The sequence below is a fragment of the Kitasatospora sp. NPDC094015 genome (genome assembly GCF_040304075.1).
In the GTDB taxonomy this organism is placed as follows: Bacteria; Actinomycetota; Actinomycetes; order Streptomycetales; family Streptomycetaceae; genus Kitasatospora.
On the sequence record NZ_JBEOUL010000008.1, the window covers coordinates 225276 to 250675 of the forward strand.

General features: G+C 75.0%; 23 protein-coding genes and 1 pseudogene. 13 read left to right on the forward strand and 11 right to left on the reverse strand.

From position 1 onward, the window contains the following. Positions 1 to 99: 99 nt before the first annotated feature. Positions 100 to 2913: an AfsR/SARP family transcriptional regulator gene (locus tag ABT014_RS13410; RefSeq protein WP_350638840.1), complete on the forward strand. Its 2814-nt coding sequence runs from the start codon at positions 100 to 102 to the stop codon at positions 2911 to 2913. A 376-nt stretch (positions 2914 to 3289) separates the two neighbouring features. Then, positions 3290 to 4204, forward strand: coding sequence for an ABC transporter substrate-binding protein (locus tag ABT014_RS13415; RefSeq protein WP_350638841.1), 915 nt, complete (start codon positions 3290 to 3292; stop codon positions 4202 to 4204). 53 nt (positions 4205 to 4257) lie between these two features. On the opposite strand, the gene ABT014_RS13420 is transcribed toward ABT014_RS13415, so the two are convergent. Together ABT014_RS13420 and ABT014_RS13425 are read right to left on the reverse strand one after the other, a co-directional pair. Further along, the gene (locus tag ABT014_RS13420; protein ID WP_350638842.1) at positions 4258 to 4701 is read right to left on the reverse strand and encodes a YchJ family protein; all 444 of its coding nucleotides are present in this window, start codon (positions 4699 to 4701) and stop codon (positions 4258 to 4260) included. A 61-nt stretch (positions 4702 to 4762) separates the two neighbouring features. Further along, positions 4763 to 5404, reverse strand: coding sequence for a LysE family translocator (locus ABT014_RS13425; RefSeq protein WP_350638843.1), 642 nt, complete (start codon positions 5402 to 5404; stop codon positions 4763 to 4765). Positions 5405 to 5503: 99 nt separating this feature from the next. Here ABT014_RS13425 and ABT014_RS13430 point away from each other — a divergent pair, with 99 nt between their 5' ends. After that, a complete protein-coding gene (locus ABT014_RS13430) occupies positions 5504 to 6133 on the forward strand; it encodes a MarC family protein (RefSeq protein ID WP_350638844.1) in 630 nt (209 codons plus the stop codon). Between the two features lie 28 nt (positions 6134 to 6161). Here the strand turns inward: ABT014_RS13430 and ABT014_RS13435 are convergent, their stop codons facing one another. Next, on the reverse strand, positions 6162 to 6290 hold the full coding sequence (locus ABT014_RS13435; protein ID WP_350638845.1) for a hypothetical protein: 129 nt from the start codon (positions 6288 to 6290) through the stop codon (positions 6162 to 6164). Between the two features lie 214 nt (positions 6291 to 6504). Further along, positions 6505 to 8103, reverse strand: a complete 1599-nt coding sequence (locus ABT014_RS13440) for a phospholipase D-like domain-containing protein (RefSeq protein ID WP_350638846.1) — start codon at positions 8101 to 8103, stop codon at positions 6505 to 6507. A gap of 437 nt (positions 8104 to 8540) precedes the next feature. On the opposite strand from ABT014_RS13440, the gene melC1 reads away from it, so the two are divergent. The 5 genes from melC1 (at position 8541) to ABT014_RS13465 (ending at position 12832) form a co-directional block, all read left to right on the forward strand. After that, the gene (melC1, locus tag ABT014_RS13445; RefSeq protein WP_350638847.1) at positions 8541 to 8957 is read left to right on the forward strand and encodes an apotyrosinase chaperone MelC1; all 417 of its coding nucleotides are present in this window, start codon (positions 8541 to 8543) and stop codon (positions 8955 to 8957) included. A 39-nt stretch (positions 8958 to 8996) separates the two neighbouring features. Continuing rightward, entirely contained in the window at positions 8997 to 9824 is an 828-nt protein-coding gene (gene melC2 / locus ABT014_RS13450; RefSeq protein ID WP_350638848.1) for a tyrosinase MelC2, read from the forward strand. A gap of 243 nt (positions 9825 to 10067) precedes the next feature. Next, the gene (locus tag ABT014_RS13455) at positions 10068 to 11186 is read left to right on the forward strand and encodes a baeRF3 domain-containing protein (RefSeq protein WP_350638849.1); all 1119 of its coding nucleotides are present in this window, start codon (positions 10068 to 10070) and stop codon (positions 11184 to 11186) included. A gap of 278 nt (positions 11187 to 11464) precedes the next feature. Next, the gene (locus ABT014_RS13460) at positions 11465 to 12010 is read left to right on the forward strand and encodes a flavin reductase family protein (protein ID WP_350638850.1); all 546 of its coding nucleotides are present in this window, start codon (positions 11465 to 11467) and stop codon (positions 12008 to 12010) included. A gap of 90 nt (positions 12011 to 12100) precedes the next feature. Next, positions 12101 to 12832: a LamG domain-containing protein gene (locus tag ABT014_RS13465; protein WP_502894957.1), complete on the forward strand. Its 732-nt coding sequence runs from the start codon at positions 12101 to 12103 to the stop codon at positions 12830 to 12832. A gap of 10 nt (positions 12833 to 12842) precedes the next feature. Here ABT014_RS13465 and ABT014_RS13470 read toward each other — a convergent pair whose 3' ends face one another. The 4 genes from ABT014_RS13470 to ABT014_RS13485 form a co-directional block, all read right to left on the reverse strand. Next, on the reverse strand, positions 12843 to 14000 hold the full coding sequence (locus ABT014_RS13470) for an ARPP-2 domain-containing protein (RefSeq protein WP_350638851.1): 1158 nt from the start codon (positions 13998 to 14000) through the stop codon (positions 12843 to 12845). After that, positions 13997 to 15430, reverse strand: a complete 1434-nt coding sequence (locus ABT014_RS13475; RefSeq protein ID WP_350638852.1) for a hypothetical protein — start codon at positions 15428 to 15430, stop codon at positions 13997 to 13999. The genes ABT014_RS13470 and ABT014_RS13475 overlap by 4 nt, the downstream gene beginning before the upstream one ends. A gap of 171 nt (positions 15431 to 15601) precedes the next feature. Beyond that, positions 15602 to 16237: an MBL fold metallo-hydrolase gene (locus tag ABT014_RS13480; RefSeq protein WP_350638853.1), complete on the reverse strand. Its 636-nt coding sequence runs from the start codon at positions 16235 to 16237 to the stop codon at positions 15602 to 15604. After that, complete coding sequence (locus tag ABT014_RS13485) at positions 16237 to 17322, reverse strand: S-(hydroxymethyl)mycothiol dehydrogenase (RefSeq protein ID WP_350638854.1); 1086 nt, start codon at positions 17320 to 17322, stop codon at positions 16237 to 16239. Before ABT014_RS13485 ends, ABT014_RS13480 begins: the two co-directional genes overlap by 1 nt. A 262-nt stretch (positions 17323 to 17584) precedes the next feature. On the opposite strand from ABT014_RS13485, the gene ABT014_RS13490 reads away from it, so the two are divergent. Together ABT014_RS13490 and ABT014_RS13495 are read left to right on the forward strand one after the other, a co-directional pair. Beyond that, positions 17585 to 18166, forward strand: a complete 582-nt coding sequence (locus tag ABT014_RS13490) for a hypothetical protein (RefSeq protein ID WP_350638855.1) — start codon at positions 17585 to 17587, stop codon at positions 18164 to 18166. A 52-nt stretch (positions 18167 to 18218) separates the two neighbouring features. After that, on the forward strand, positions 18219 to 18764 hold the full coding sequence (locus ABT014_RS13495) for a hypothetical protein (RefSeq protein WP_350638856.1): 546 nt from the start codon (positions 18219 to 18221) through the stop codon (positions 18762 to 18764). 83 nt (positions 18765 to 18847) lie between these two features. Here ABT014_RS13495 and ABT014_RS13500 read toward each other — a convergent pair whose 3' ends face one another. The 3 genes from ABT014_RS13500 to ABT014_RS13510 all read right to left on the reverse strand — a co-directional run bounded on the left by ABT014_RS13500 (position 18848) and on the right by ABT014_RS13510 (position 21427). After that, positions 18848 to 19507, reverse strand: a complete 660-nt coding sequence (locus ABT014_RS13500; RefSeq protein WP_350638857.1) for a class F sortase — start codon at positions 19505 to 19507, stop codon at positions 18848 to 18850. Positions 19508 to 19601: 94 nt separating this feature from the next. Next, on the reverse strand, positions 19602 to 19982 hold the full coding sequence (locus ABT014_RS13505) for a hypothetical protein (protein ID WP_350638858.1): 381 nt from the start codon (positions 19980 to 19982) through the stop codon (positions 19602 to 19604). Positions 19983 to 20197: 215 nt separating this feature from the next. After that, positions 20198 to 21427 (reverse strand): PucR family transcriptional regulator, encoded by a 1230-nt coding sequence (locus tag ABT014_RS13510; RefSeq protein WP_350638859.1) that lies wholly within the window; start codon positions 21425 to 21427, stop codon positions 20198 to 20200. A 420-nt stretch (positions 21428 to 21847) separates the two neighbouring features. Between ABT014_RS13510 and ABT014_RS13515 the strand changes: the two genes are divergently transcribed. The 3 genes and pseudogenes from ABT014_RS13515 to ABT014_RS13525 form a co-directional block, all read left to right on the forward strand. Next, a complete protein-coding gene (locus ABT014_RS13515; protein WP_350638860.1) occupies positions 21848 to 22468 on the forward strand; it encodes a hypothetical protein in 621 nt (206 codons plus the stop codon). 312 nt (positions 22469 to 22780) lie between these two features. After that, positions 22781 to 24469 (forward strand): DUF6801 domain-containing protein, encoded by a 1689-nt coding sequence (locus ABT014_RS13520; RefSeq protein WP_350638861.1) that lies wholly within the window; start codon positions 22781 to 22783, stop codon positions 24467 to 24469. Positions 24470 to 24493: 24 nt separating this feature from the next. Further along, a pseudogene (locus ABT014_RS13525) lies at positions 24494 to 25387 on the forward strand (ABC transporter ATP-binding protein); the annotation flags it as partial. Between the last annotated feature and the right edge of the window lie 13 nt (positions 25388 to 25400).

Genomic DNA, 25400 nt, shown 5'->3' on the forward strand with positions numbered 1-25400 from the left:
CCCACCCCGCCCCCGTCCCCGCAAGGCCCGCGCGCCCCACCCCCCACCGGGGCTGGAATAATCGCCGGGAACGTTCCTTCAGCTCGGGTGGGGTGGCGGATGCCGGATCCGGTGGACGACGAGCTGCGGTTCTCGCTGCTCGGCCCGGTGCGGGCCTGGCGCGGGCCCGTGCAGCTGGCCGCAGGCCGCCCGCAGCAGCAGGTCGTCCTGGCCGCGCTGCTCCTCGACCCGGGCCGCCCGGTCGGCCTCGAGGTGCTGCTGGACGCCGTCTGGGGCGAGCAGCTGCCCGCAGCGGCCGTCGCCACGCTGCGCGGCTACGTCTCCAGGCTGCGCCGCACCCTCGGTGCCCCGGCTGGTGCGGCGGGGCCGCTGGTCTGGTCCGACGGCGGCTACCTGCTGTGCATACCGCCCGGGAGCGTGGACGGCGTCCGGTTCGAGCACCTGCTGCGCGAGGCCGCGCAGGCCCGGACGGCGGGGCGGCCGGCGCGGGCCGAGACCCTGCTCGCCGAGGCCCTGGCGCTGCCCACCGGCGCCCCGTTGGCGGGCCTGCCGGGCCGGTACGCCGAGCGCCACCGCGAGCGCCTGGCCGAGCGGATCGTCGACGCGGAGCAGCAGCGCGCCGAACTCGGCCTGGATCTCGGCCGGCACGCCGAGCTGGTCGCGGGCCTGGCCGAGCTCACGGCCGCCCACCCGCTGCGCGAGCGGCTGCGCGAGCTGTCGATGCTGGCCCTCTACCGCTGCGGCCGCCAGGCCGAGGCCATCGCGGTCTTCCAGGACGTGCGCCGGCGGCTGGACGCCGACCTGGGCGTCGCCCCCGGCCCGACTCTGGCCCGCCTGTACGAGCGGATCCTGTGCGCCGACCCGTCCCTCGACCCCCCGGCCGCCACCCCGACACCCACCATCGTCCCCACCACCGATGGGGCCCGCCCGACGCCGCCGCGAACCCTGCCCCGCCCGCTCGCGGGCTTCGTCGAGCGTCGGCAGGAGTGGGCCCGGCTGGACGAGCTCGCCGGAGCCGCCGCTCCCGGCCCGGTGGTGGTCGCCGGGCCGGCCGGCAGCGGCAAGACCACCCTGGTGGTCCGCTGGGCGCACGCCGCCGCCGACCGGTTCCCGGACGGTCAGCTGTACGGCGATCTCCAGGGTTTCGGCCCGCAGGGGCCGGCCGACCCCGGCGACGTGGCGCACGGCTTCCTGCGCGCCCTCGGCGTACCGGACCAGGCGGTCCCGGCCGACACCGCCGCCCGCGCCGAGCTGTTCCGGGAGCAGCTGCGCGCGCGGCGCCTGCTGGTGGTGCTGGACAACGTGGCGCGCCCGGCCGACGCCGAACCGTTCCTGCCGGAGGCCGGCCCCGCGATGACGGTGGTCTGCAGCCGCGACGCGCTGACCGAGCTGGTCGTTACCAGGGAGGCCGCCTTCCACCCGGTCGGGGTGTTCACCACCACCACGGCCCACGAGCTGCTGCGGCTGCGCCTCGGCGACCGCCGGGCGCTGGAGGACACCCGCGCCTCGCGCCGGCTGGCCGAGCTCTGCGACCACCTGCCGCTGGCCCTCGCGATCGCGCTCGCCCGGTTGGTGGCCCGCCCCGCCTGGTCGGTCGCCGACCTGGTCGGCGAGCTGGAGGACGAGCAGGTCCGGCTGGCCGCGTTCGGCGGGCCCGACCGGCTGGGCGTGGAGCGGGAGTTGGGCCTCAGCCGGCGTCATCTGCCGGAGCCGGCGTCCCGGTTGCTGCCGCTGCTCGCGCTGCACCCGGGGGCGGAGATCGACGCGTACGCGGCCGCCGCCCTGCTCGACCGCCCGCCCGGCGCCGGCCGGGGTGCGCTGGCCGCGCTCGCCGGCCTGCACTTGCTCCAGGAGACCGGCCCGGGGTGCTTCCAGGCGCACGACCTGGTCCGGCTGTACTGCCGCCGGCTGGCCGAGGAGGAGCTCGACGGCGCGCAGCGGCAGCTCGCCACCGTCCGGCTGCTCGACCACTACCTGGCCGCGACCGCCGCGGCGGTCGGCCGGATCCGCGCCTGGCACCGGCTGCACCACCCGGCCGTGCCCGTCACCGCCGTGCCCTCCTTCGACGGCCCGGCGGCGGTGCACGCGTGGTTCCGCCGGGAGGAGCCGGCCGTCCGGCAGCTGGTCCTGGCCGCCGGGGAGTCCGGGGAGCAGTACGAGCGGGCCTGCCGGCTGGTGGAGAACGCCGGGTTCCTCTACAACGACGTCGGCCTGTTCCGCCCGTGGGAGGAGACGGCCCGCGCGGCGCTGGCCGCGGCCGGCGCGGCGGGCGACGCCGAACGCTGGCCGCACCTGCACTCCAACCACAGCCTGGCGCTGGCCTGGCTGGGCCGGTTCGACGAGGCGCTCGGCCAGTCCGAACGGGCCAGCCTGCTGGCCGGGCCCGCCGACCGGGCGATGCTGCTGCACCGCTTCCGGGCGCTGCGCTCCAGCGTGCTGGTCCGGTCGGGCCGGGCGGCGGAGGCGATCCCGGACTCCGAGGCGATCGTGGCCTCCGCCCGCGCGGGCGAGGACCCGCGGCTGCTGGCCCAGGCGCTGAACAACCTGGCCAACGCCTGGGCCAAGTCCGGCGATCCGGCCACCGCGCTGCCGTACGCCGAGGAGTCGATGGGCCTGCTGGCGGGCCGCAGCTCCGACCCGTACCTGGTGGTGTCGACCAAGACCTACGCGCAGATCCTGCACCGGCTCGGCCGCTACGACGAGGCGATCGACCGGATCCACGAGTTGCGCGCGCTCGGGCGCGAACAGGGCAGCGCGCACGTGGAGTTCGACTTCGCGGAGTTCATGGGCACGGTCCTGGACGAGCGCGGCCGGCGTGAGACGGCCACCGAGCACTGGCGCCGGGCCCTGGAACTCGCGACCGAGCAGGGCCGCCCGGACGAACGCCTGCGGGCCCGGCTGGCGACCGGCTGACCCGGCGGGCCACGCCGCACGGACCGCCGCCGGCCCGGCGTTTCGTACGCCCCGCGGCCCCCGGGCGGCGCCCGCCTTGTCGGTACCGACAGTTCCCCGACCGGTCGGCGATGCCCCAGAGTGGGGCCCGACAGAACGCCGGTAGCCCGACCTGCCCCGGTTTCCGCCGATACGGCCCGACCCCGGTGGCCGCTCCGGCCGGCCCCGGCGGGAGGGCCAGGCTCCGTCCCCGACGGCGGGCCCCCGCCGGCCGGCCGTCCGCCCATCCCCGCAGCGGCCCAGGGGCGACGGACGAGGTCCGCGCTGCGCACCCAGGCAGCCCCGGCGGCGCGATTCCCCCCTCACCTCCTTCCCTCCCTCAGGAAGCGGCACCACCATGCTCGACGACTCCCGCACACCCTCACGACTCCTCGCCGCCCTCGGAGCGGGCGGCCTGCTGCTGTCCGGCTGCGCCTCCGCCGAGGTCGGCCCCGGCGGCGGCCAGAGCGGCCTGCGGGCCCGCATCCCGGAGCAGATCAAGAAGGCCGGGCTGCTGCGCATCGCCTCGAACCTCAACTACGCCCCGGTGGACTTCAAGGGCGCCGACGGCAACCCGGCCGGGATCGACCCGGAACTCGCCGCCGCCATCGGCAGGTACCTCGGCCTGAAGGTCACCTTCGTGGACATGCCCTTCGAGAAGGTGATCCCGGCGGTCCAGGCCAAGGAGGTCGACCTGGCGATGTCGGCCGTCATCGACACCAAGCAGCGCCAGGACGGCACCGACGAGTACGGCCGGCAGAAGAACCCGGGCGTCGACTTCATCGACTACTTCATGACCGGCACCTCGATCCTGGTGCGTACCGGCAACCCGCTGGGCATCAACAACCTGGACAGCCTCTGCGGGCGCACCGTCGCCGTCCAGCGCGGCACCGTCCAGGACGAGCTCGCGCAGCGCCAGACGGCGGCCTGCACCAAGCTCGGCAAGCCGCTGCAGATCCACTCGCTCGACACCGACGACAAGGCACTCGCGGAGGTGGCCGCGGGCACGGCCGCCGCCGACCTGAACGACTACCCGGTGGCCGAGTACAACACCAAGTCCGCCGACCGCGGCGGCCGCTTCCAACTGGCGGGCGGCTACCTGCAGCCCGGCCCGTACGGGATCACCGTCAACAAGGAGAGCGCCGACCTGCGTTACGTCGTCTCGAAGGCGCTGGACCAGCTGATCCGCAACGGCGAGTACGACAAACTGCTCGCCAAGTGGAACGTGGAGTCCGGCGCGGTCAGCAGCGCCGTGGTCAACGGCGGACTCTAGACCAGGAGCCGGTCACCCCGGCCCGCCCTCGCGCGGGCCGGGGTGACCGGCCGTCAGTCCTCCGGCAGCGCGTCCAGGTACACCCAGCGGCCCTCGTGCCGCCGGAAGCGGCTGTGCTCGGTCATCGAACCGGCCCGGCCCCGTTCGGTGAAGTGCGCCCGGAAGGCGACCGTCCCCTCGGTGTGGAACGCCCCGCCGTCCGTGCCGCCCAGGATCTCCAGCCGCACCCAGCGCGGCTGCGGCCCGAGCTCCAGCTCGGCCGGCCGGGTCGCCGGGTCCCAGCTGCGCAGCAGGTAGCCCGCGTCCCGGACGGCGAAGGCGCTGAACCGCGACCGCATCAGCTGCTCCGCCGTCACGGCCTCGGCCGCGCCCCGGTGCAGCCGGCCGCAACACTCGCCGTAGGAGGCCGGCAGCCCGCACGGACAGGGGGAGGAGTCGCTGAACGGCGCCGCCTCGGGCCGGGCGGTCTTCGGGCGCTTGGTGGTACGTCGGCTCATGCCGGCCATTCTCCCCGACCGCCGCGTCCCGGTGGCCGCGCGGGCCCGCGGGCCCGGCCGGTCAGCCTTCCAGGGCCAGCCGCAGCCCGAACCCGGCGATCACCGTGCCGGTGACCCGGTCGAGCGTGCGGCGCGCGGACGGGCGGCGCAGCCAGCCCCGCAGCGCCTGGGCGAAGCCCACCAGCACGCCCGACCAGAGCAGGCCGAGCAGCAGGTGCACGGAGGTGAGCAGCTCGCCGGTGGCCAGGTGCGGGGCGCCGGCGGGGATGAACTGCGGGAGCACGGCGACGTAGAACACTCCCACCTTGGGGTTGAGCAGGTTGGTCAGGGTGCCCTGGCGCCAGCCTTCCCGCAGGCTGTCCCGCCCGGCCGGGAGCTCGGGTTCCTCGGCCTCCGCCGGACCGGGCCCGCGGCGCCAGGTGTCCCGGAGCATCCGGGCGCCCATCCACAGCAGGTAGCCCGCGCCGGCCCAGCGCAGTGCCTGGTAGCCGAGCTGGGAGGCGGTCAGCAGGGCGGTGACCCCGAGCGAGGTGAGGGTGCCCCAGGCGAAGGTGCCGGTCTGGATGCCCAGCACCACCCCCCAGGCGCGCCGGCGCCGGCCGAGCGCGGCGGTGCGCAGGATCAGCGCGGTGTCCAGTCCGGGCGTGAGCGTGAGGAGTCCGACGACCAGGGCGAAGGACCACAGTGCGGTGCCGAGTGCCATGGGCCACAAGGGTAGCGCCGGCACCCGCCCGGGGGTCCGCCCGGGTCCGGGCCGTGTGGCCTGCGGGGTACCCGGCGTGCCGCGGGCCAGGATGGGGCGGTGGCTCCTTTCAACCTGAGTTCCGCCTTCATCACCTTCTTCGCCGTGGTCGGGCCGCCGAAGGTGCTGCTCGCCTTCGGGCACCTGGCGCGCAGCCGTACCTCCCGGGAGCTGATCCGGGTCGCGGCGGTCAGTTCGGCGATCGCCGCTGTGCTGGGGATCGCCGTGGCCTACACGGCGGAGTTCCTCACCGACTTCTTCCACATCGGCGACGAATCGCTCAAGCTGGCCGGCGGTCTGATCTTCACGGTGTACGCGATCGGCCTGGTCCTGGGCCTGCACCTGGGGGCCGGCGACGACTCGGAGACGCTCGGCAACCCGCTCGCCGAGGGGGTCCGGGAGCTGCTGCTCCCGTTCGTGGCGAGCCCGCTGGCGATGACCGCCATCCTGGTGGAGACCATCGGTGACAACGGGCTGGGCTGGAACACCACCATCGCGGTGGCCTACACGGCGGTGGTCGCGATCGACCTGGCCTGTGTGGCGCTGCTCGCCCCGGTGCTCCGGCGGACCCACCAGACCACCCTGGAGGTGCTGTCCCGGCTGCTCGGCCTGCTGCTCGCCGCGGTCGGGGTGGAGCTGTTCCTCGCCGGGCTGGTCGCGCTGGGGGTCCCGCTCGGCGAGCCGCACTGAGTGCGGGTGCGACCCGCCGGGCCGCGGTTCAGTTGACGGAGCGGGTGATGACGTCGTCCCAGGCCCCGTCGTCGAGCAGGCCCAGGTCGGCGTCGCCGAGCTGGGCGGTCGCGCTCTCCTCGGCCGGTCCGTCCGGCGCGCAGGAGCGGTCGGTCACTCTGATGTGCTGACCGTGTGTATACGTCTTGAACTCGCTGGGTGCGGTGTCGTGTGTCATGAACCCCATGCTGCCGCGCACGGCTCGAACAGTGCTGGTACCGGGCCGGATACTCCGCCGTTCGGGTGGAATACCGGCCTCCGGCGCCTGTTTCGGCACGGTCGTGCGGGCCGTCCGGGCGGCCCCTGGGCGGGGGCCACCCGGAGGAGCGGGGTCAGGCCTGGCACAGCCCCTTGGTCCAGTCGACCGTCGCGGCGGCCTGCGAGTACTGCCACTCCGGGGCGAGCAGGTCGCGGTCGAGCTGGGCGGCGGCGCGGCCGTCCTCGACCACGTAGCCGAAGTCCTGCAGCCAGGCGGGATAGAGGTTCTTCGAGCCGAGGTAGAACGCCGAGCCGTCCACCGAGACCAGCTTGTGGTGCAGCGCGTACGGGTGCCCGTCCGCCCAGGTGGTGGCGGCGGAGGAGCGGAACGGGGCCAGCTGGAGGTTCTGGCACAGCGCGGCCCTGGCCTTGGGCGCGTCGCCGCCGTTGAGCGCGGTCAGCCTGGTGCGCAGGGTGTCGGAGATCTCGGCCAGCGACTTGATCTGCGAGTAGCCGCCGCTGCCGACCGCGCCGCGGTTGGCCGGGTCGCTCACCACGATCCGGACCTTGACCCCGGCGGCGAGCTTGCCGGCCAGCAGGTCGTACAGCCGCAGGTCGTAGCGGGTCAGCGGCGGGCAGGTCCCGTTGACGTCCTGCTGGGAGATCTCGATGTGGCTGCCGGCGCTCCCGATCAGGGCCCGCAGCGCGTTCTCCTCCGGGTTGACGGTCTCGTAGTCGCGGTCGGCGTTGGTGTTGTCGTGCAGGTTGACCGGGCCGCACCGGGTGTCGGGGGCGGAGACCGGCGTGGGCCGGTAGGCGGAGGACGGGTCCTTGTCCTTGATGCCCACCCCGAGGCCGCCGACCGCGATCACCGGGACGTCGCCGGTCGCGGGCGCGGCGGCCGGGTTGAGGTCGCGCTCCAGCGAGGGGCGGCACGCCGAGCCGTTCGAGGCGGCGAACCAGGCGTTGCCGAACAGGCCGGTGTTCCGGCAGGTCCAGTCCCACAGGGTGTCCAGGTAGCGCCCGGCCGTGCCGGCGGCCGGGCCGTTCAGGGCGAGGTCGACGTCGGTGACCGGGTGCCGGGTGTCCAGGTAGTCGTCCTTCCAGCCGTTGATGCCCCCGGTGATCACGCTCCGGCCGTCGACCACGACCAGCTTGGAGTGGTTCCAGGAGAACGCCGTGCGGGAGGTGGTCATCGAGGCGACGGTCAGCGTGACGCCGCCGGCGGCGGCGCCGAGCCTGCCGACCAGCTCGTCGCGGTAGGCGGTCGGCAGCACGTTGATGTTGTAGAGCGGGGCCGCGCCGACCAGGATCCGGACCTGGAGGTGGTTCCCGGCTGCGACCGAGGCCTTGAGGCCGGCCACCAGCGCGTCCTCGAAGCCGCCGTTCGGGAACGGCGCGAGGGTCGAGACGTCGACGGTACGGGTGGCCGCGGCGATGTCCGCGGTCATCCGGTCGAGCAGCTTCCGGGTGCCGGGGCGGTCGGCGCAGGTGGCGTCGCCCCAGCAGCCCGGGGTCTGCAGCAGCCAGCCGGCCGGGTCGTCGGCGGGGGTGGTGAAGCTGTTGCCCTCGGTGCGCTGCCAGACGGATCCCTCCAGCCCGGGGGAGACCTGACGCAGGGTCTGCTCGATCGCGTCCAGGTGCGGGGTCGAGGAGGTGGCGGGCGCGGGCGCCGCGAGGGCCGGCGCGGCGGGCAGGGCGGCCAGGAGCGCGGAGGCGGCGGTTACGGCCATCGCGGAGCGGGTGAGACGGCCGGGGCGGCTGGGCCGGTGACGGAGCACGTGCTGTTCCTTCAAGAGATGGCAGGTGGTTCACCCGCCGGACGGCCAGAGATTACCCGAAAGTAATATGACGTCGGATCAGGCCACCGCAATGCGCCAACCTCGGACCGTGAAGCGGACCACAGGATTCGGCTTCGGCAAAAGATCTTCCGTCGACACGCCGTGGCGGCCGGAAGATCTTCGCCAGGTTGCCGCCGGTGCAGGGGTGGAGCCGTGGTTCCTGAGTTGGTGCAAGATGCAACATCTGTGACGGGATGTCCGAAAATGCGATCATCCCCTCGACCCCCGCCGATCGGCCGTTCCGGACCCTCCGCGATCTTGAAAGCATGAGGTGGCGGTGTGACGACCGTCCACCCATTCCTCACTTCTCTCCCAGGGGGGACTCAGCCATGTCCGAAAACGGCCACTCAGGAACCGAACTGACCCGCCGCCGGATGCTCCAGGGCGCCGGCGTCGCGCTGACCGCCGCCGTCGGCGCCGTGGTGCTCGGCGCCACCGGCCCCGCCGACAGCCCGGCCTCGGCCGCCGACCCGGGGGCCGGCGACCACTTCGACGAGACCTACCGCGGCCGCCGGATCCAGGGCGCCCCGACCGCCGGCGCGCCCGCCGCCGCGGGCGGCCACCACCACGACACCGGCTACCGGGTGCAGATAGACCGCCGCGAGCTGCACATGATGCGCAACGCCGACGGCACCTGGATCAGCGTGATCAACCACTACCAGACCCACCAGACCCCGCGGGCGCTGGCCCGCGCGGCCGTCGACGACCTGCAGGGTGCCCAGCTGGTCCCGCTCGCGCTCGGCTGACCGACCCCCACCATCCCTGCACCGAACCGGAGGACGACCATGGCAGTACGCAAGAACCAGTCAGCCCTGACCGCCGCGGAGAAGCGCGACTTCGTCGACGCCGTGCTCGAGCTCAAGCGCCTCGGGCGCTACGACGCCTACGTGAGCACCCACAACCAGTTCATCGTCTCCGACACCGACCGCGGCGAGCGGACCGGCCACCGCTCGCCGTCCTTCCTGCCCTGGCACCGCCGCTTCCTGCTCCAGTTCGAGCAGGACCTCCAGCGCGTCAACCCGGCCGTCAACCTGCCGTACTGGGACTGGACCGCGGACCGCACCACCACCGCGAGCCTGTGGGGCTCCGACCTGATGGGCGGCAACGGCCGCGCCCGCGACGGCCAGGTGACCACCGGCCCGTTCGCCGGCGGCACCGGCCGGTGGACCCTCGGGGTGCGCCCCGACAGCCGGGACTTCCTGCGCCGCTCGCTGGGCACCGGCGTGGCCCAGCTGCCCACCCGGGCCGAGGTGGAGTCCGTGCTCGCCGTCACCACCTACGACGCGGCCCCGTGGAACAGCTCCTCGGACGGCTTCCGCAACCAGCTGGAGGGCTGGCGCGGGGTCAACCTGCACAACCGGGTGCACGTCTGGGTCGGCGGCATGATGAGCACCGGCATGTCGCCGAACGACCCGGTGTTCTGGCTGCACCACTGTTTCATCGACAAACTCTGGGCCGAGTGGCAGCGCCGCCACCCCACCCAGGGCTACCTGCCCACCGGCGGCACCCCGGACGTGGTGGACCTCAACGACAGCATGAAGCCGTGGAACGACACCACCCCGGCCGACATGCTCGACCACACCAAGCACTACACCTACGACACCGGCTTCTGACCGGCTCCCCGCGCCGGGCGCCCGTGCCAGGTGCCCGTGGGCGCCCGGCGCGGGCCTTCCCGTGGCGCGTCGCCCCGGTGGCCGCCGTGCCGCGTACGGCCTCCCCGGCGCGGCCGACGGGCAGCGTCCGCCGTGCTGTGCCAGGCTCGTCGGGGTGGGCGGATCGGCCGGCGGCGGCCAGGCAGCAGCGCGGCCGGCGGCGCGCTCCGCCGCGCCCCTCAGGCGACCGACCAGGAAGGCCCCATGGAAACCGACGCACTGACCGCCGCCGTCCTCCGTGAACTCCGGGCGCCGCGGCCCTATCCGGCGGTGTCGCTCACCATGCCGACGCACCGCCGCGAACCGGACAACGCCCAGGACGCGGTACGGCTGCGCAACGTGCTCGCCGAGGCCGCCCGCCGGGTCGAGGCGGACCCGCAGGTGTCCCGGCAGGAGCGGATCGACCTGCTGGCCCGGCTGGAGAAGGCCGCCGCCGAGGTGGACCTGCGGCACTCGCTGGACGGTCTGGTGCTGCTCGCCACCGCCCGGGAGCACCAGGTGTGGTCGCTGCCCCGGTCGGTGCCCGAGCGGGTGGTGCTGAGCGACACCTACCTCACCCGCAACCTGGTCGCGGCCCGGGCCCAGACCCGGCCGTACTGGGTGCTCGCGGTGGCCGCCGACCGGGCCACCCTGTGGAGCGGCGTCGGCGAGTCGCTGACCGAGGACCGCACCCACGGCTTCCCGCTCGAACCCGAGCCGCTGGACTTCGACCCCGAGCGGCAGGAGCGGGTCGGAGACCAGCCCAGCACCTTCAGCGACGAGGAGACCCGGCGCTTCCTGCGCACGGTCGACACCGCGCTGGCCGCCGTGCTGTCCGCCGAGGCCCGGCCGTTCCTGCTGGTCGGCCTCGCCCAGGCGGTCGGCCTGCTGGAGGAGGTCGGCAGCGCGGCCCGCGCCGCCTCCGGCACCCTGCGCAAGGGCGGGCTGGTGGACGGGCCCGCCCGGGTGCTGCTCCAGGAGCTGGCGCCGGCCGCCGAGCAGCTGGCGGCCGAGCAGGGCAGGCGGCTCGGCAAGCTGCTCGACGAGGCGCGCGGGCGCAAGCTCTTCGCGGCCGGGCTGGACGAGGTGTGGGAGGCGGTCCGGGAGGGCCGGGTCGAGGTGCTGGCGGTGGAGGAGACCTTCCAGGCCACGGTGCGCCTGGCGGACGGACACCTGGCCCCGGTGGAGGGCGAGCCGGGCCCGGGCGCCTGGGAGCAGGGCGTGCGCGAGGACATCGTCGACGAACTGGTCGAGGCCGCGCTGGACAGCCGGTCCGAGGTGGTCTTCCGCCCGGCCGACAGTCTCGCCGACCACGACCGGATCGCCGCGGTGCTGCGGTACTGACGGCGGGAGCGACGGCGGGCCCCAGGCGGCCGCCCCGGCCAGGTGCCGGGGCGGCCGCCGTGCTGTGTCCGGGTAGTCCGCCCGACCTCCGCGTCCCGATCGGGTCGGGGTGGCGGCCAGGTCGGTGCCGCCAATCCGCGCCGGACTGATGACTGATCGTCAGCTGAGGAGGAAGATGCTCCTCCGGCGGACAGCTCAGCTGTACGGGGGTGCCCGGCGCCCGTGCGCCGCCGTGCCCGTCGTATGGACGTGTCCGCCGTACCGGAAGGAATCCGACCGTGACCGCAGTCGACGACCGCCGTGCCGATGGCCGCCGCCCCGACGGCCCCGCCGCCGTGCCGCCCGCCGACCTGCTCCGCCGCACCCTGCGGCGCCATCCGGCCGGCGTTGCGGTGATCACCGTGCCCGGCCCGGCCGGCTTCACCGCCACCTCCTTCGCCGCGGCCAGCCTGGAGCCGGCCCTGGTCTCCTTCTACCTCTCCGCCACCGCCTCCGCCGGGCCGGCCGTGCTGGCCGCCGAGGCATTCACCGCCCACCTGCTCCACCGCGACCAGGAGGAGCTGGCCCGGCGCTTCGCCCGCAGCGGCACCGACCGCTTCGCCGGCACCCACTGGCGGACGGACGAGCGCGGGGTCCCGCGGCTGGACGGCGTGGTGGCCTGGCTGACGGCCCGGCCGGTGCTGCGCCAACCCGTCGGGGACCACCTGCTGGTGGTCGGCGAGGTGCTCGCCGCGGGCGCGGACGGCGGCACGCCGCTGCTGTACCACGACGGCGGCTACGGCGGCTTCGACACCGGTCGCGGAGCGTCAACGGACGGCTACTGATTCGCATACAGCGCGCCAGGCCGGGTACTCCAGATGGCGGGACGTGAGCGGAACCGTTCCGTCCGGTCGGAGCGTCAGGAGAGTGCCGTGGTGAGCTGGTGGCATGCCGTAGTGTCCTGGTGGGATCGACGCCGGCGCCCGCAGGGGCGCCCCGAGCTGGCCGTGGACGTCCGTCGCACGGTCTTCACCGCGGACTTCACCTCCACCCGCCAGTGGGTGGCCGGGCGGAGCAGCGCGTACCCGGGCATGGGCCCGACCAACCGCGGTGACCACAAGCTGGACCACCTGACGCCGCGTCCGATCCAGGGCGGGGTGTTCGCCGCCACCCGGCGCACCTCCGACGACCTCTGGGACTGCGACCTGCTCACCACCGAGGGCAGCCCGGACGGCTTCCAGCTGCGCACCGGCGACGCGCTGCGCGCCCGGGTCACCCTGCCCACCGGCCTCGGCGCCTGGCCCGCGATCTGGACCTGGCGCTCGGGCGGCAACGAGATCGACGTGTTCGAGTACCACCCCGACAACCCCAGCACCCTGGAGCTGTCCAACCACGTCCGGGGCGGCTACCGGTACTGGCTCGGGCCGCCCTCGCAGATCGCCCCCGGCTCGACGGTGACGCTGCGCACCGAGTTCGGCTCCCGCTCGGTCGACTGGTACGTCGCCGACCGGCTGGTCTACTCCGACCGGCGCGGGGTCGGCTCGTCCTGGCGCGCCTTCCTGATCGTCAACATGTCGGTCTCCGACGGCGTCTACCACCCGGTGCCGAGCGCCGGCGGCCCGTCCCGGCTCAGCTGGACCTGCCACAGCCTGGAGGTGCTGCGCTGAGCCCGGTCGCTCAGCGGGCCGCGCGGCGCCGGTAGCCGTCCAGGACGTCCTGCCGGAGCAGTGACCCGAAGCCGGCCGACTCCAGTCGGATGCCCAACTGCTCCTCGGTGGTGCCGAGTTCGGCGGCGGTGCGGGCCAGGTGCCAGTCGTGGGCGGCGAGCCGGTCGAGCAGGTGCCCGCGCCGCACCTGGCTCTCGGACAGCCGGAAGGTCTTCAGGTAGGCGATCCGGCCGTCCGGTCCGGTGATCGCCTCGCCCAGGTGGTTCTCCTGCTTGGGGACGAACGGCGGCAGCAGCCGGGACAGCGTGAACCGGCCCAGCCGGTGCAACTGCCGCACCCGGTAGCCGGGGTCGAGCAGACCGGCGGCCTGCACCTCTTCGTGGAACCGGGCCCAGTCCGCCTCCGCCCCGTCGGCCGCGGCCCGCAGGTCGGCGAGCGAGCGGATGCCGGCGCCGGGGATCCGGGCCCGGTACTCGGGCACCGGCGCCATCAGCGTGGCGTAGTGGTGGATCAGCTCCCCGAACAGGTCCTGGACCAGGGTCGGGTGCAGCGCCCGATAGTCGTCCGGGTGCGGCACCACGAAGGCGCCGGCCAGCGCGTCGGCGGCGAACACCATCAGGCCGCACTGGCCCTGGTGGATCTCGAACACCCGCAGGGCGTCGGCCAGTCCGCGCACCTCGGCGCCGAGGTAGGCCTCCTCCGCGCGCGGCGGCAGACCGTGCCGGATCGCCCGCTGCGACCACTGCTCCCAGGCGATCGGCGGGCCGCCGAGGTGCCGGGCCAGGTAGCCGTCCACCGCGAGGTGCTGCGGCAGGAACCGCAGCCGGGCCCGCACGCCACGGCGCCCGCCCCGGGCGGGCAGGCCCAGCGCCATCCGCTCCGGCAGGGCGTCCGCGCGCTCGGCGAGCTGGGTGCCGTACGCCGCCGCGACCGCGCCGTCCTCGGCCCAGTCGGCGACGAACCCGTGCGGCACGTACCGGAGTCCACCGTCGGCCTCAGCGTCCGCCCCGGCCTCGGGGCCGGCGGCCAGCCGGTGCAGCCGCAGGCCCTCGACGGGCTCGGCGCGCACCAGCGGGACCAGCCGCACCGCACCCCACACCTGGGACGGGCGGACGGCCAGCCCGGTCAGGTCGAGCCGGGCCGGCACGGCGGGTCGGGTGGTGGTCATCGCGTCCCCCGGGGGATCGGCTCGGCCAGGAAACGGGCGATCCGGGCGTCGAGGTGGGCGGTGAGCTCGGCCAGGCCGGTCCGGCCCTCGGCGAACTGCGCGATCTCGACCAGCGCGGGCAGGTCCTCGGCGTCCCGCAGGCCCGCGGTGGGCACGCTCGGCGCCAGCCGGCGCACGTCGAGGTCGGCCGCGTCGAACACCGGGTTGAGGTGGACCACGCTGGTCCGGCGGTCCGGGTCCAGCCGGGTGCGCCAGACCCGCAGCACCTCGCCGGCCAGCCCCGGCGGGGCGTTGTCCCACCCGTCGGAGACGATCAGCAGCCGCTCGGGCGCGGTGTCCAGCGCGTCCAGGATCCGCCGCCCCAGCGGGGTCGGGCCGGCGGGCCGGGCCAGCAGCGCGTCCCCGCGGCCCGAGGTCCACAGCGCCGTGTACGTATCGGCCAGCGACTCCAGCAGGAAGTGGCAGGCCAGGGCCACCGCCAGCGGCCGCCGGCGCTTGTGCCCCGAGGCGTAGGTCGAGAAGCTGTCGTCCAGCACCGCGGCCACCCGGCCCCAGGTGCCCCGCTGCCCGCCCGCCGCCCGGTCGGCGGCCGCCCGCAGCGCCCCGGTCAGCTCCGCGCGGCGCCGCACCCGCTCCGGCACCGGCAGCCCGAGCACGTACGAGGCGAGCCGGGTCAGCGGCATCCCGGCCAGGTCGACCGCCGCCCCGCCGGCGGCGACCGTCGACTCCCGCAGGCGCAGCTGCTCCCGCCGGGTCATCCGGGGCGCGATCCGCTCCAGGAAGACGGCCCGGTCGATGCCGTGCCGGGCGGCGAAGCCCTCCGCGACGGTGTACGGCAGCTCGTACAGCGCGGACTGCCGGTAGTGGGCCTGCCGCCAGTGCTCCAACAGCGGCGTGGCGAACGCCGCCCGGGCCCGTGGCGCGAACAGGAACGGCCCCAACTCCGCGGTGGCGGGCGGGAGATGGGTGTGCCGCAGGGCGGCCTTCAGCCCGGCGCGGTACTTGACGGCGTCGAGCACCGGGTCGGGGCGGGCCGCGATCCAGTCCCGGACGATCGCCCTGGTCCGCCGGTTGTTGACCTTGGCCCGGCGCAGCTCGCCGAACAGCCGGTACACCCGCTGCGGCGGCAGCGCCGCCAGCCGGCGGGCGATCAGCCGGCCCTCGGTGCGGCGCTGCGCCGCGGACGCCTCGCCCGCGCTCGCCAGCAGGTGCCGCACGATCAGCGCCGCGTTGTGGTCGTTGATGTCCAGGGCCAGCGTCGCGGCGTACAGGTCGCGGTAGTTGCCGAGCAGGTAGGCGTGCAGGAACTCCAGCGAGAGCCGCTGCTCGCCGGCGTCGGAGTGGAACTCGCGCTGGCCGGTGGAGGTGATCGCGGCGTTGACGAACAGCAGCACGTCGTCGGCGGCGATCAGGTCGCCGAGCGAGTCCATTCCGGTCCCCCCCCGGGGCAGTGGGGTGCCGGCCGGGGAGTGGGGGCGCGAGCTGCGAATCAGTGCGTCAGAGGCAGGTTCCGGAAGTCGCGCCGGAGTCCCGCGGCCGGCCCTGGGACGCTATCAGGGCAGGCCACGGGGGTCGAACAGGTTTCTCGGAAGCCCTGGTCCTCAGTGGCCCCGGCGGATCCACTCGTCGAGCTGCGGGGCCTCGGCCCCGATCGTGGTGTCCTCGCCGTGGCCGGTCCGCACCACGGTCGGCGCCGGGAGGGCCAGCAGCCGGTCCCGGATCGAGCGGACGATGGTGGGGAAGTCCGAGAACGAGCGGCCGGTGGCGCCCGGACCACCCGCGAACAGGGTGTCACCGGTGAACACCGTCCCCAGCTCCGGCGCGTACAGGCAGACCGCGCCCGGGGCGTGCCCGGGGGTGTGCAGGACGGTCAGCGCGACCCCGGCCACCTCGATCCGCTGCCCGTCGGCCAGCGGGCCGTCCGGGGCGCGGTCGGGGTGGGTCTGCTTCCACAGCGCGGTGTCGTCCGGGTGCAGCAGGATCGGCGCGCCGGTGCGGTCGGCCAGCGCCGGCCCGGCACCGATGTGGTCGTTGTGCGCGTGGGTGCAGACGATCGCGGTGAGCCGGCGCGCGCCGACCGCGCCGGCGATCGCCTCGACGTCGTGCGCCGGGTCGATCACCAGCACCTCCTGGTCGTCGCCGACCAGCCAGACGTTGTTGTCCACCGCCCAGCTGCCGCCGTCCAGCTCGAAGGTGCCGGAGGTGACCACCCGCTCGATCCGGGGCGCGGCCGCCATCAGAACACCACCACCGAACGCAGCACGTCACCCTCGTGCATCCGCGCGAAGGCCTGCTCCACCCCGTCCAGCGGGATCGTCTCGCTGACGAAGGCCTCCAGGTCGAGCCGGCCCTGCAGGTAGAGGTCGATGAACAGCGGGAAGTCCCGGCTGGGCAGGCAGTCGCCGTACCAGGAGGACTTCAGCGAGCCGCCCCGGCCGAACACGTCCAGCAGCGGGAGTTCGAGCTTCATCTCCGGGGTCGGCACCCCGACCAGCACCACCGTGCCGGCCAGGTCGCGGGCGTAGAAGGCCTGCTGGTAGGTCTCCGGGCGCCCGACCGCGTCGATCACCACGTCGGCGCCGAAGCCGCCGGTCAGCTCCTTGATCGCCTCCACCGGGTCGGTGGAGCGGGAGTTGACGGTGTGGGTGGCGCCCAGCCGGGTGGCCCCGGCCAGCTTGCGGTCGTCCAGGTCGACCGCGATGATCCGGGCCGCGCCGGCCAGCCGCGCGCCGAGCACGGCGGCGCTGCCGACCCCGCCGCAGCCGATCACGGCCACCGAGTCGCCCCGGCCCACCGCGCCGGTGTTGACCGCGGCGCCGAGCCCGGCCATCACCCCGCAGCCCAGCAGACCGGCCACCGCCGGCGTCGCCTTCGGATCGACCTTGGTGCACTGCCCGGCGGCCACCAGCGTCTTCTCCGCGAACGCGCCGATGCCCAGGGCCGGCGACAGCGCGGTGCCGTCCGCCAGCGTCATCCGCTGGACCGCGTTGTGGGTGTTGAAGCAGTACCACGGCCGGCCGCGCCGACAGGCCCGGCACTGCCCGCACACCGCACGCCAGTTGAGGATCACGAAGTCGCCCGGCGCGACCTCGGTGACGCCGGGGCCGACCGACTCGACGATCCCCGCCGCCTCGTGCCCGAGCAGGAACGGGAACTCGTCGTTGATCCCGCCCTCCCGGTAGTGCAGGTCGGTGTGGCACACCCCGCACGCCTGCACCTGGACCACGGCCTCACCCGGGCCGGGGTCGGGCACCAGCACGGTCTCCACCCGCACCGGTGCCCCCTTGCCGAGGGCCACGACTCCCTGCACCTGCTGAACCATCCGTCAGACACCCTTCGTCCGTCCGCCGCACGCGCTCGTGGCGCGTCCGGTCCGTCGATCGGCCGCCGGCACGGCGTGCACCGCCCCGGCGGATCCGGTCCGCTCACCTCGAACCTACCGCTGTCCATCCGTGCCCGACGCACAGCCGCGCGAACCCCGCCGGGAGCGGCCGGACCGGGGCCGGTTTCAAACCCGCCGCAGCGGTGAGACGAGCGGCGGGCCGGACAGGGGTTCGGCCGACCTGCCCTCGGGAGGAGTTCGCATGGTCTGGCTGATCGTGATCGTCGCCGTCCTCGCGGTACTGGCCGTGGGATGCGCACTGGGCCTGCCCCGGCTGCGCACCCGTCGTCTGCGGGAGCGTTTCGGAGCGGAGTACGAGCGCGCGCTGCGCGGCCACGGGGACGACGTCCGTGCCGCCGAGCGCGACCTGTCCGACCGGGTACGGCGCTCCCGGGAGCTGCACCTGCGCCCGTTGGCGCCGGCCGACCAGGAGCGCGCCCGGCAGCGGCTGGCCGAGGTGCAGGAGCTGTTCGTCGACGACCCCGGGCGGGCCGTCGCCGAGGCCGAGCGCCAGCTGGCGGAACTGCTCGACCGGATCGGCTACCCGGCCGACGGCCGCCCCGAGGCGCTCTCGGTCCGGCACGCCGGCGCCCTGCCCGGCTACCGCACCGCGCTCGGCACCCTGGAGCGCGCCCAGGCCGTCCAGGTCGGCACCGAGGAGCTGCGCTCCGCCCTGCTGGCCGTCCGCGAGCTGACCCGCCAGGTGCTGACGGCGGAGCCCGTCGAACCGCCCGGCCCCGCGGCGCCCGCGCTGCGCAAGGCCCCCGCACCGCGTACCAACTGAGCCCGGCCCCCTGCACCCCGCCCGTTCCCCCGATGTCCTGAAGGAGACCGACATGCCGGAGCACGATCCCGCCGCCGACCACCGCTCCTCGGAGCACCCGCCCCCCGCCGAGGGCCGGACCGCCAGGGCGACCGTCCCGCGCCAGGCCGAACCCGGGGAGCCGCACCGTTCCGTTCCGCAGGGCGCCGCCCCCGCCCCCGCCGCGGTCCCCGCCGACCCCGGCCCCGGCGGTGCGGGCGCCGAGCCCGGTGACTCGCCGACCCGGACGCTGCGCGCCGTGCTGCCCGGCGAGCCCGTGCCGCACCCGCCGGGCAGTACGGGCGGCTGGCTGGAGCCGGAGCGGGTGGACCGCCTCACCGCCGAGTGGCGTGCGGTGCAGACCGGCTTCGTCGACGACCCGGCCCGGGCCGTGGCGGCGGCCGACGCCCTGGTCGGCAAGGCGGCCGACCTGGTCACCGAGGCGGTCGCCGAGCAGCGCAAGGTGCTCGGCGGCGCCGACGGCGCGCCGGACGGCGACGCGGCCGTCACCACCGAGCAGCTGCGGCTCGCACTGCGCGACTACCGGACGCTGCTGGACCGGCTGCTCGCCGTCGGGTGAGCGCCCGGCGGCGCGCGGACGGCCCCGGCCCGGAGCGATCCGGGCCGGGGCCGCAGCACGTCCGCCCCACCTCCGCCCCGGCCTCAGGCCTTGCGGGAGGACTCCAGGTGGGCGAAGACCACCACGTTGGAGGTGTAGTCCTTCTTGGTCCGGTCGTACGAGCCGCCGCAGGTGATCAGGCGCAGCTGCGGGTCGGGGGTGTCCGCGTACACCCGGTCGTCCGGGAAGGCGTCCTTGGGGAAGGTCTCGACGCTGTCCACGGTGAACACGGCGACGGTGCCGTCGGCGCGGGTGACCTCGACCTTGTTGCCGGGCAGCAGCATCCGCAGCAGCAGGAAGACGGCCGGGCCGGTCTTGGTGTCCACGTGCCCGGCCAGCACGGAGCTGCCGCGCTCGCCGGGGGAGGCGCCGTCGCGGTACCAGCCGACCAGGTTCTGGTTGTCGACCGGCGGCGCGTTCAGCTGGCCGGTGGCGTTCAGGGTCAGCTCGGTGACGGGCGCGTCGACCCCGAGCTGCGGGATCCGTACCCGGGTCGGCTTCGAGCGGGCCATTCCGGGCTTCTGCTTGGCCGGCGGCACCGCGGGCGCGGCGGCGCTCGGCGCGGCCGTGGGGGAAGCGGCGGCGGCCGGTGCGTCGGCCGGCGCGGGGTCGACCGAGGTGTACAGCAGGACGGCGCCGATGGCGGTGGCGGCCAGGCCGAAGCGCAGCAGCCGGCCGGGGCGGGCCGGTGGCGGGGTGTCCATCGGTGGGGGCCTTTCTCGATCGGGGCGGAAGCCGAACGCCCTGCCCGACCACCGTGCGGCGGCGGCCCGGCAGGGCGCTGGTGCGGGGTGGGGATCAGACTGCGGCACCCACGGCGCCGCCGGTGCGGCGGCGGCGCAGCGCGTACGCCGAGATGCCGATGCCGCCGGCCAGCAGGACCGCGCCGGTGGCCGCGCCGCCGCCCGACAGGGCCAGGCCGCCGCCACCGGTGTGGACGCCGCCGTGCGGCTTCGCGTGCTCGCTGGTGGAGTCCTTGCCGTGCTCCTCCGAGGTGCCGTGCTCCTCCGTGGTCGCCGCGGCGTCCTTCGACTCCTTGCCACTGTCCTCCCAGCTCTTGTCGGTCTTCTCATGGCTGGCCGTGTCGCTCGGGCCGTCGGCGAAAGCGACCGCCGGGCCGCCGAGCAGGAGGGTGGCGGCGATGGCCGCGCCGGTTGCGAAGGTACGTGCAGAACGCATGGGTTGCTTCCTTCCGGGTGCTGGCGGGGGCCGGCCCGTTGCCGGCTCGTCAGATCGCAGCAGCACCGTTCCTCACCGTGGTCGGCCGGTGGGTGCTCCGCACTCGGGGGCCGCCGTCCGGGGTACCCGCTGGTCCCTTCGGGTGGGAGGGGTCAACCCCGGGCCGCGTCCTGCCGACCGCCCGCGCACGGCGCAGGCCCACGGCTGCACCCCGTTCACTCGCAGCGCGGCCCCGGCCCCGGCTCGGGCCGGGGCGCCGGCGGGTCGGGCAGCCGGGTGGCCCGTAACGCGACCTCGGTGGCGAACCGGGCCTCCGGGTCGACCAGCTGGTCGCCGAAGGCGCGCTCCAGGGCGCGGATCCGGTAGCGCACGGTCTGCGGGTGCACACCGAGCAGCTCGGCCATCTCCGCGGCGGTGGCGCGGGTGGTGAGCCAGGTCCGCAGGGTGTCCAGCAGGCGGGCCCGCCGGGTCGGGGTGAGCCCGTCGAGCGGTGCCAGGTAGTGCTGGGCGATCTGCCGGACCAGCGCGGGGTCGCCGCGCAGCCAGAGCTGGACCAGGTGGTCCTCGCAGTACGCGGGCCCCGGCCCGCCCGCGGCGTCCCCGGTGAGCGCGAGCAGCTGCCGGGCCCAGCGCAGCGAGTCCGCGGCCTCGCCGAGCGGGGTGGTCAGCCCCACCGCGGCCCGGCAGCCGGTGAGCGCGGCCGCCAGCTCGGCGCGGCGCCGGACGTCCAGCGGCCCGGGCACCAGCAGGTACGGTTCGCGGTCGGCCAGGTCGAGCAGGACGTCCCGGTCGAGCGCGGCCCGTACCGGGCGGCCGCCGCGGCCGAGGGCGACCAGGGTGACCTGCTCCGGGAGCGGCCAGGCGGCGTGCTCGGCCAGCTCCGCGAGCGCCCCGCGGGCCACGGACGCGCCGCCGAGGATCCGGCGCAGCAGCCGGCGGCGGCGGTTGTCCGGCTCCTCGCCGAGTTCCGCCATCGCCTGCAGGTAGCCCTCGCGGGAGAGCTCGGCGATCTCGCCCATGTAGGCGAAGAGCGCGTCGGCGAAGGCCATCAGCACGGTCGCCGAGAGGTTGTAGCGCCGGCCGACGGTGCGGACCCGGCGCAGTGCCACCTGGCAGCCGATCCGGTAGGCGTCCTGCAGCATGTCCAGGCTGCGCCCCTCGTAGGCCTCGAAGCGGCCGAACCGGCGGCAGATCTCGTCGCGCAGCGAGGTGGTGGCGGTGGGGGCGGCGACCTGGTCGACGAAGGTGGCGAGGTTCTGCTCGATGCCGACCCGGATCACCCGGGCGTTCGGGCCCTCCAGCAGCTCCCGGTACTCCGGGATGACGCCGACGATCTCGGCGGCCATCTCCTTGAGCAGGCTGGGGAGTTCGGGGCGCATCACGGCGGCCAGTTCGGGCGGGACCCGTTCCATCCGCGGGCCGGACCCGGCGACCTTCGGTGGCATGGCCATGTGCTCCCCCTGCCGGTGCGGCTCGGTCGGGCGGATGCGGACAACTTTCGGTGGTCCGCTGAAGATAGAGCACGAGCGGTCCGCGGCGCAGTACCTCGGCGAAGTAAACCGCCTGCATCGGCCGGGAGTTGACGCAGCGTTGGTCGCCGGAGGGCAGGGCCGGTACTCACTTCCGGACAAAACCGGGGCGGGTTCTCATCCGCCGGGAACAAGAAATTACCGGCCGGTAGCGAGGTCTGCGAGAACTCCGCCGACAGCGTTGCGCGGCCTCATTACCCGTGCGTAACGTCCCACCTCAGCGGGGCGTCCCCCACATTTCGCCCCGCTTCCCCGGAAGCGTGCGGCCGCCGAATTCCCGTTGTCGGACGGGAAGTCGGCAGGCTCGTCACGCCGACCCACGGAAAGGACCAGCCTGTGCGCAACACAGTCAAGGGCGCCCTTGTCGCCGCCGCGGCGTTCACCGCCGCGGCCGGCTTCGCGCTCGCCCCCGCCACCGCCACCACCACGGCCACCTGGACGGCCAGCCCCGGCGGCGCCTGGACGGCCAAGGCCGCCTCGCCCAAGCTGACCGACACCCGGACCGGCACCAAGCTGACCTGCACCTCGTCCTCCGCGGCGGGCGTGCTGAGCAGCGGCAACGGCCTGCCGATCTCCACCATCACCTCGATCGGCTGGACCAGCTGCTCCGGTCCGCTGGGCATCGTCTTCACCGTGACACCGCAGAACCTGCCCTGGGGCATCAACGCGCTCACCTACAACGCCGGCACCGGGGTCACCACCGGCACCGTCACCGGGGTCAAGGCGCACATCAGCGGCGCCGGCTGCAACGCCGACTTCGCCGGCCCCACCAGCACCACGCCCGCCACCCTGACGGGCACCTACAGCAACTCCACCAACACCCTCACGATCAGCGGTGGTGACCTGCATGCCTACGGCGTGTCGGGCAGCTGCCTGGGCCTGCTGAACAACAACGACCCGGCGACCTACAACGCCGCGTACGTGCTCAGCGCGCCGCAGTCGATCACCTCTCCGTGAGCTGATCCGGCACCGCCGTCCCCGGCCCCGGTCCGGCACCGTCCGGTGGGGCCGGGCACGGCTCTGCGCACCGCGTGACAACCGGCCGCCGGCGCTTTTGTCATCGGATGACAGGGAATCCGGTGGCCGTCGGCGGCCGGGCGGATTCCGCGGCGCGATCACTTGTGACGGCTTGTTACCGGGCCGTAGTGTCCTGCCTCTCGAGCCTCCCCGGGCCGTCTGCCCGAGGGCGGTCCCGGCTGCCCCGTACCTCCGCCGTGCGCCGCGCCGTGCCATCTCCAAGCCTGTCGAGCCCGCCCGAGGAGGGACGCCATGAGGGACGCCGTGAGGGCTGCCGCCCGCCGCCGCTCGGCGCGGCTGGCCGCCGCGGTGGCCGTGCTGTCCGCCGGCCTGCTGCCCGGGGGCTCCTCCGTCGCCGACGGCGCGCCGCCGCCGGTGCCGGTCGCGTTCGGCTGCCCGGCCCAGGCCGGCCCCGTCCCGGTCGCCGTCGGCTTCGCGCAGAGCTACCCCGCGCGCGGCGAGGTCGGCACCCCGTTCGAGCCCGGCGACCCGCGGCTGACCCTGACCGTTCCCCGGGACGGGCTGGCCGCGCTGCTGCCGGCCGGGGCGGCGGCGGTCGAAGGACGGGTCGGGCTGACCGTCCGGGTCACCCAGGGGGAGTCCGTGGCCGAGACGAGCTGGCCGGACCTGCTGGTGGCCGGCACGGCCGTCCCCGCCACCGGCGACCTGGTGCTGACGGCGCAAGGGCCCGCCGCCCCGGTCACGGTCACGGCGCCGGGGCCGGTGGTGTTCCACGTGCTCGCCCTCACCCTCGACCTGCGGGCGGCGGGCGCCGCCGCTGCACCCGCCCCGGACTCCGCAGCCGCGGGCCTCGCCGCCGTCGAGTGTGCGCCCCAGGGCAGCGCGCCGCCGCTGGGCACCGTCCAGGTACCGGGACCGCCGGCCCCGTCGACCCCGTCGGCTCCCGTGCCGTCCGCCTCCGTCCCGCCCGCGCCGTCCCCGAGCGCGTCCGGAGCCACCGCGTCCCCGTCCGCGAGCCCCGCGACCCCCACCGCTGCGACCCCCACCGCTGCGGCCGGCGCCACCGGCGCGAAGCCGTCCGCGCCGCTCTCGTTGGGGATGCTGCCGGGCCGGCCCAAGCGCCCCAGCACCATCCGGGTCCAGCCCGCCGAGCACTCGGGCGTCCGGGACTGCCCGGCGGCGCCCACCGGTGAGCTCGACGCCGCCCGCCTGCCACCCGTCCCTGACGGGGCGACCGTGATCCCGTTCCCCGACATGGACCCGTTCCCCGACGTGCCCGCCTGCGCCTTCGCGGTCGGCTACGCCAACGTGCACAAGCTCGGCCAGGCCGCGGTGGTGAACGACCCGGCGCACGGCCCCGCGCTCGCCGCCATCAACCTCACCCGGCGGTTCGTCACCCTCTGGGACCCGGAGCCCGGCCAGCAGCCGTACTTCGAGGCGGACTCGCTCGGCTACCTGAAGCTGCCGCCCTCCGACACCGCCTTCCTCACCTACGGCTTCGTGCCCACCACCGCGAAGATGGAGCTGGTCCCCGAGGGCCCGCTCACCATCGTGGCCACCGGGAACTCCGACTGGGACCAGCCGGCCGAGTTCACCATCGGCGGCTACCAGTCGCTGCGCCTGTACGACGTGCGGATCAACGGGACCCCGCTGGACGTCGGCCCGAACTGCCGCACCAGCCGGCCCGTCGACCTGCGGCTGCAGGGCCGGCAGGACGACTACCTGCCGGGCGGCGGGGACGGCAGGCCGGACTACACCCTGCAGGGCGGCGGCCCGCTCTCCCAACGCGACCTCACCATCCCGCCGTTCACCGGCTGCGGCACCGGCGGCGAGGACCTCGACCCGCTGTTCACCGCCGCCGTCTCGGGCGCCGGCAACACGCTCAACCTGATCCAGGGCGCGATCTGCACCCCGACCAGCGACCAGCCCAACGGGTGCGAGCCGGAGATCGAACTCCCCTCGCTGCCGCACCGCCGCTGACCGTCCGAACTCCCGGGAGGTGTCATGGGAATCGAAGTGACCGTCGAGGGCCTCACCAAGTCCTTCGGACGGCAGACCGTCTGGCAGGACGTCACGCTCACGCTGCCGCCCGGCGAGGTGACCGTCATGCTCGGGCCCTCCGGCACCGGCAAGACGGTCTTCCTGAAGTCCGTGATCGGGCTGCTCAAACCGGAGCGCGGCCGGGTGCTGGTCGACGGCGTCGACATGGTCAACAGCCCGGAACGCGAGATCTATCAGGCTCGCCGGCTGTTCGGCCTGATGTTCCAGGACGGCGCCCTGTTCGGCTCGCTCAACCTCTACGACAACATCGCCTTCCCGCTGCGCGAGCACACCCGCCGCAAGGAGAGCGAGATCCGTCGGATCGTGATGGAGCGGATGGAGATGGTCGGCCTGGTCGGCTCCGAGGCCAAACTGCCGGGGGAGATCTCCGGCGGGATGCGCAAACGCGCCGGCCTGGCCCGGGCGCTGGTGCTGGACCCGCAGATCGTGCTCTGCGACGAGCCCGACTCCGGACTGGACCCGGTCCGCACCTCGTACCTGTCCCAGCTGCTGATCGACCTGAACGCGCAGATCGACGCGACCATGCTGATCGTCACCCACAACCTGGACATCGCCGCCACCGTGCCGGACAACATCGGCATGCTGTTCCGCCGCGAGCTGGTCGCCTTCGGCCCGCGCGAGGCACTGCTGGCCAGCGAGGAACCGGTGGTGCGGCAGTTCCTCAGCGGCCGCCGGGCCGGCCCGATCGGCATGTCCGAGGAGAAGGACGAGGCGGCGATCGCCCAGGAGCTCGCCGACGGCGCCCACCAGTACGCCGAACCCCGGCCGATCCCGACCCAGTTGGAACCCTCCTCGGGCCTGCCGCCGAGGGCCGCACTGCACCGCCGGCTGGCCCGCGCGACCGCGGGGG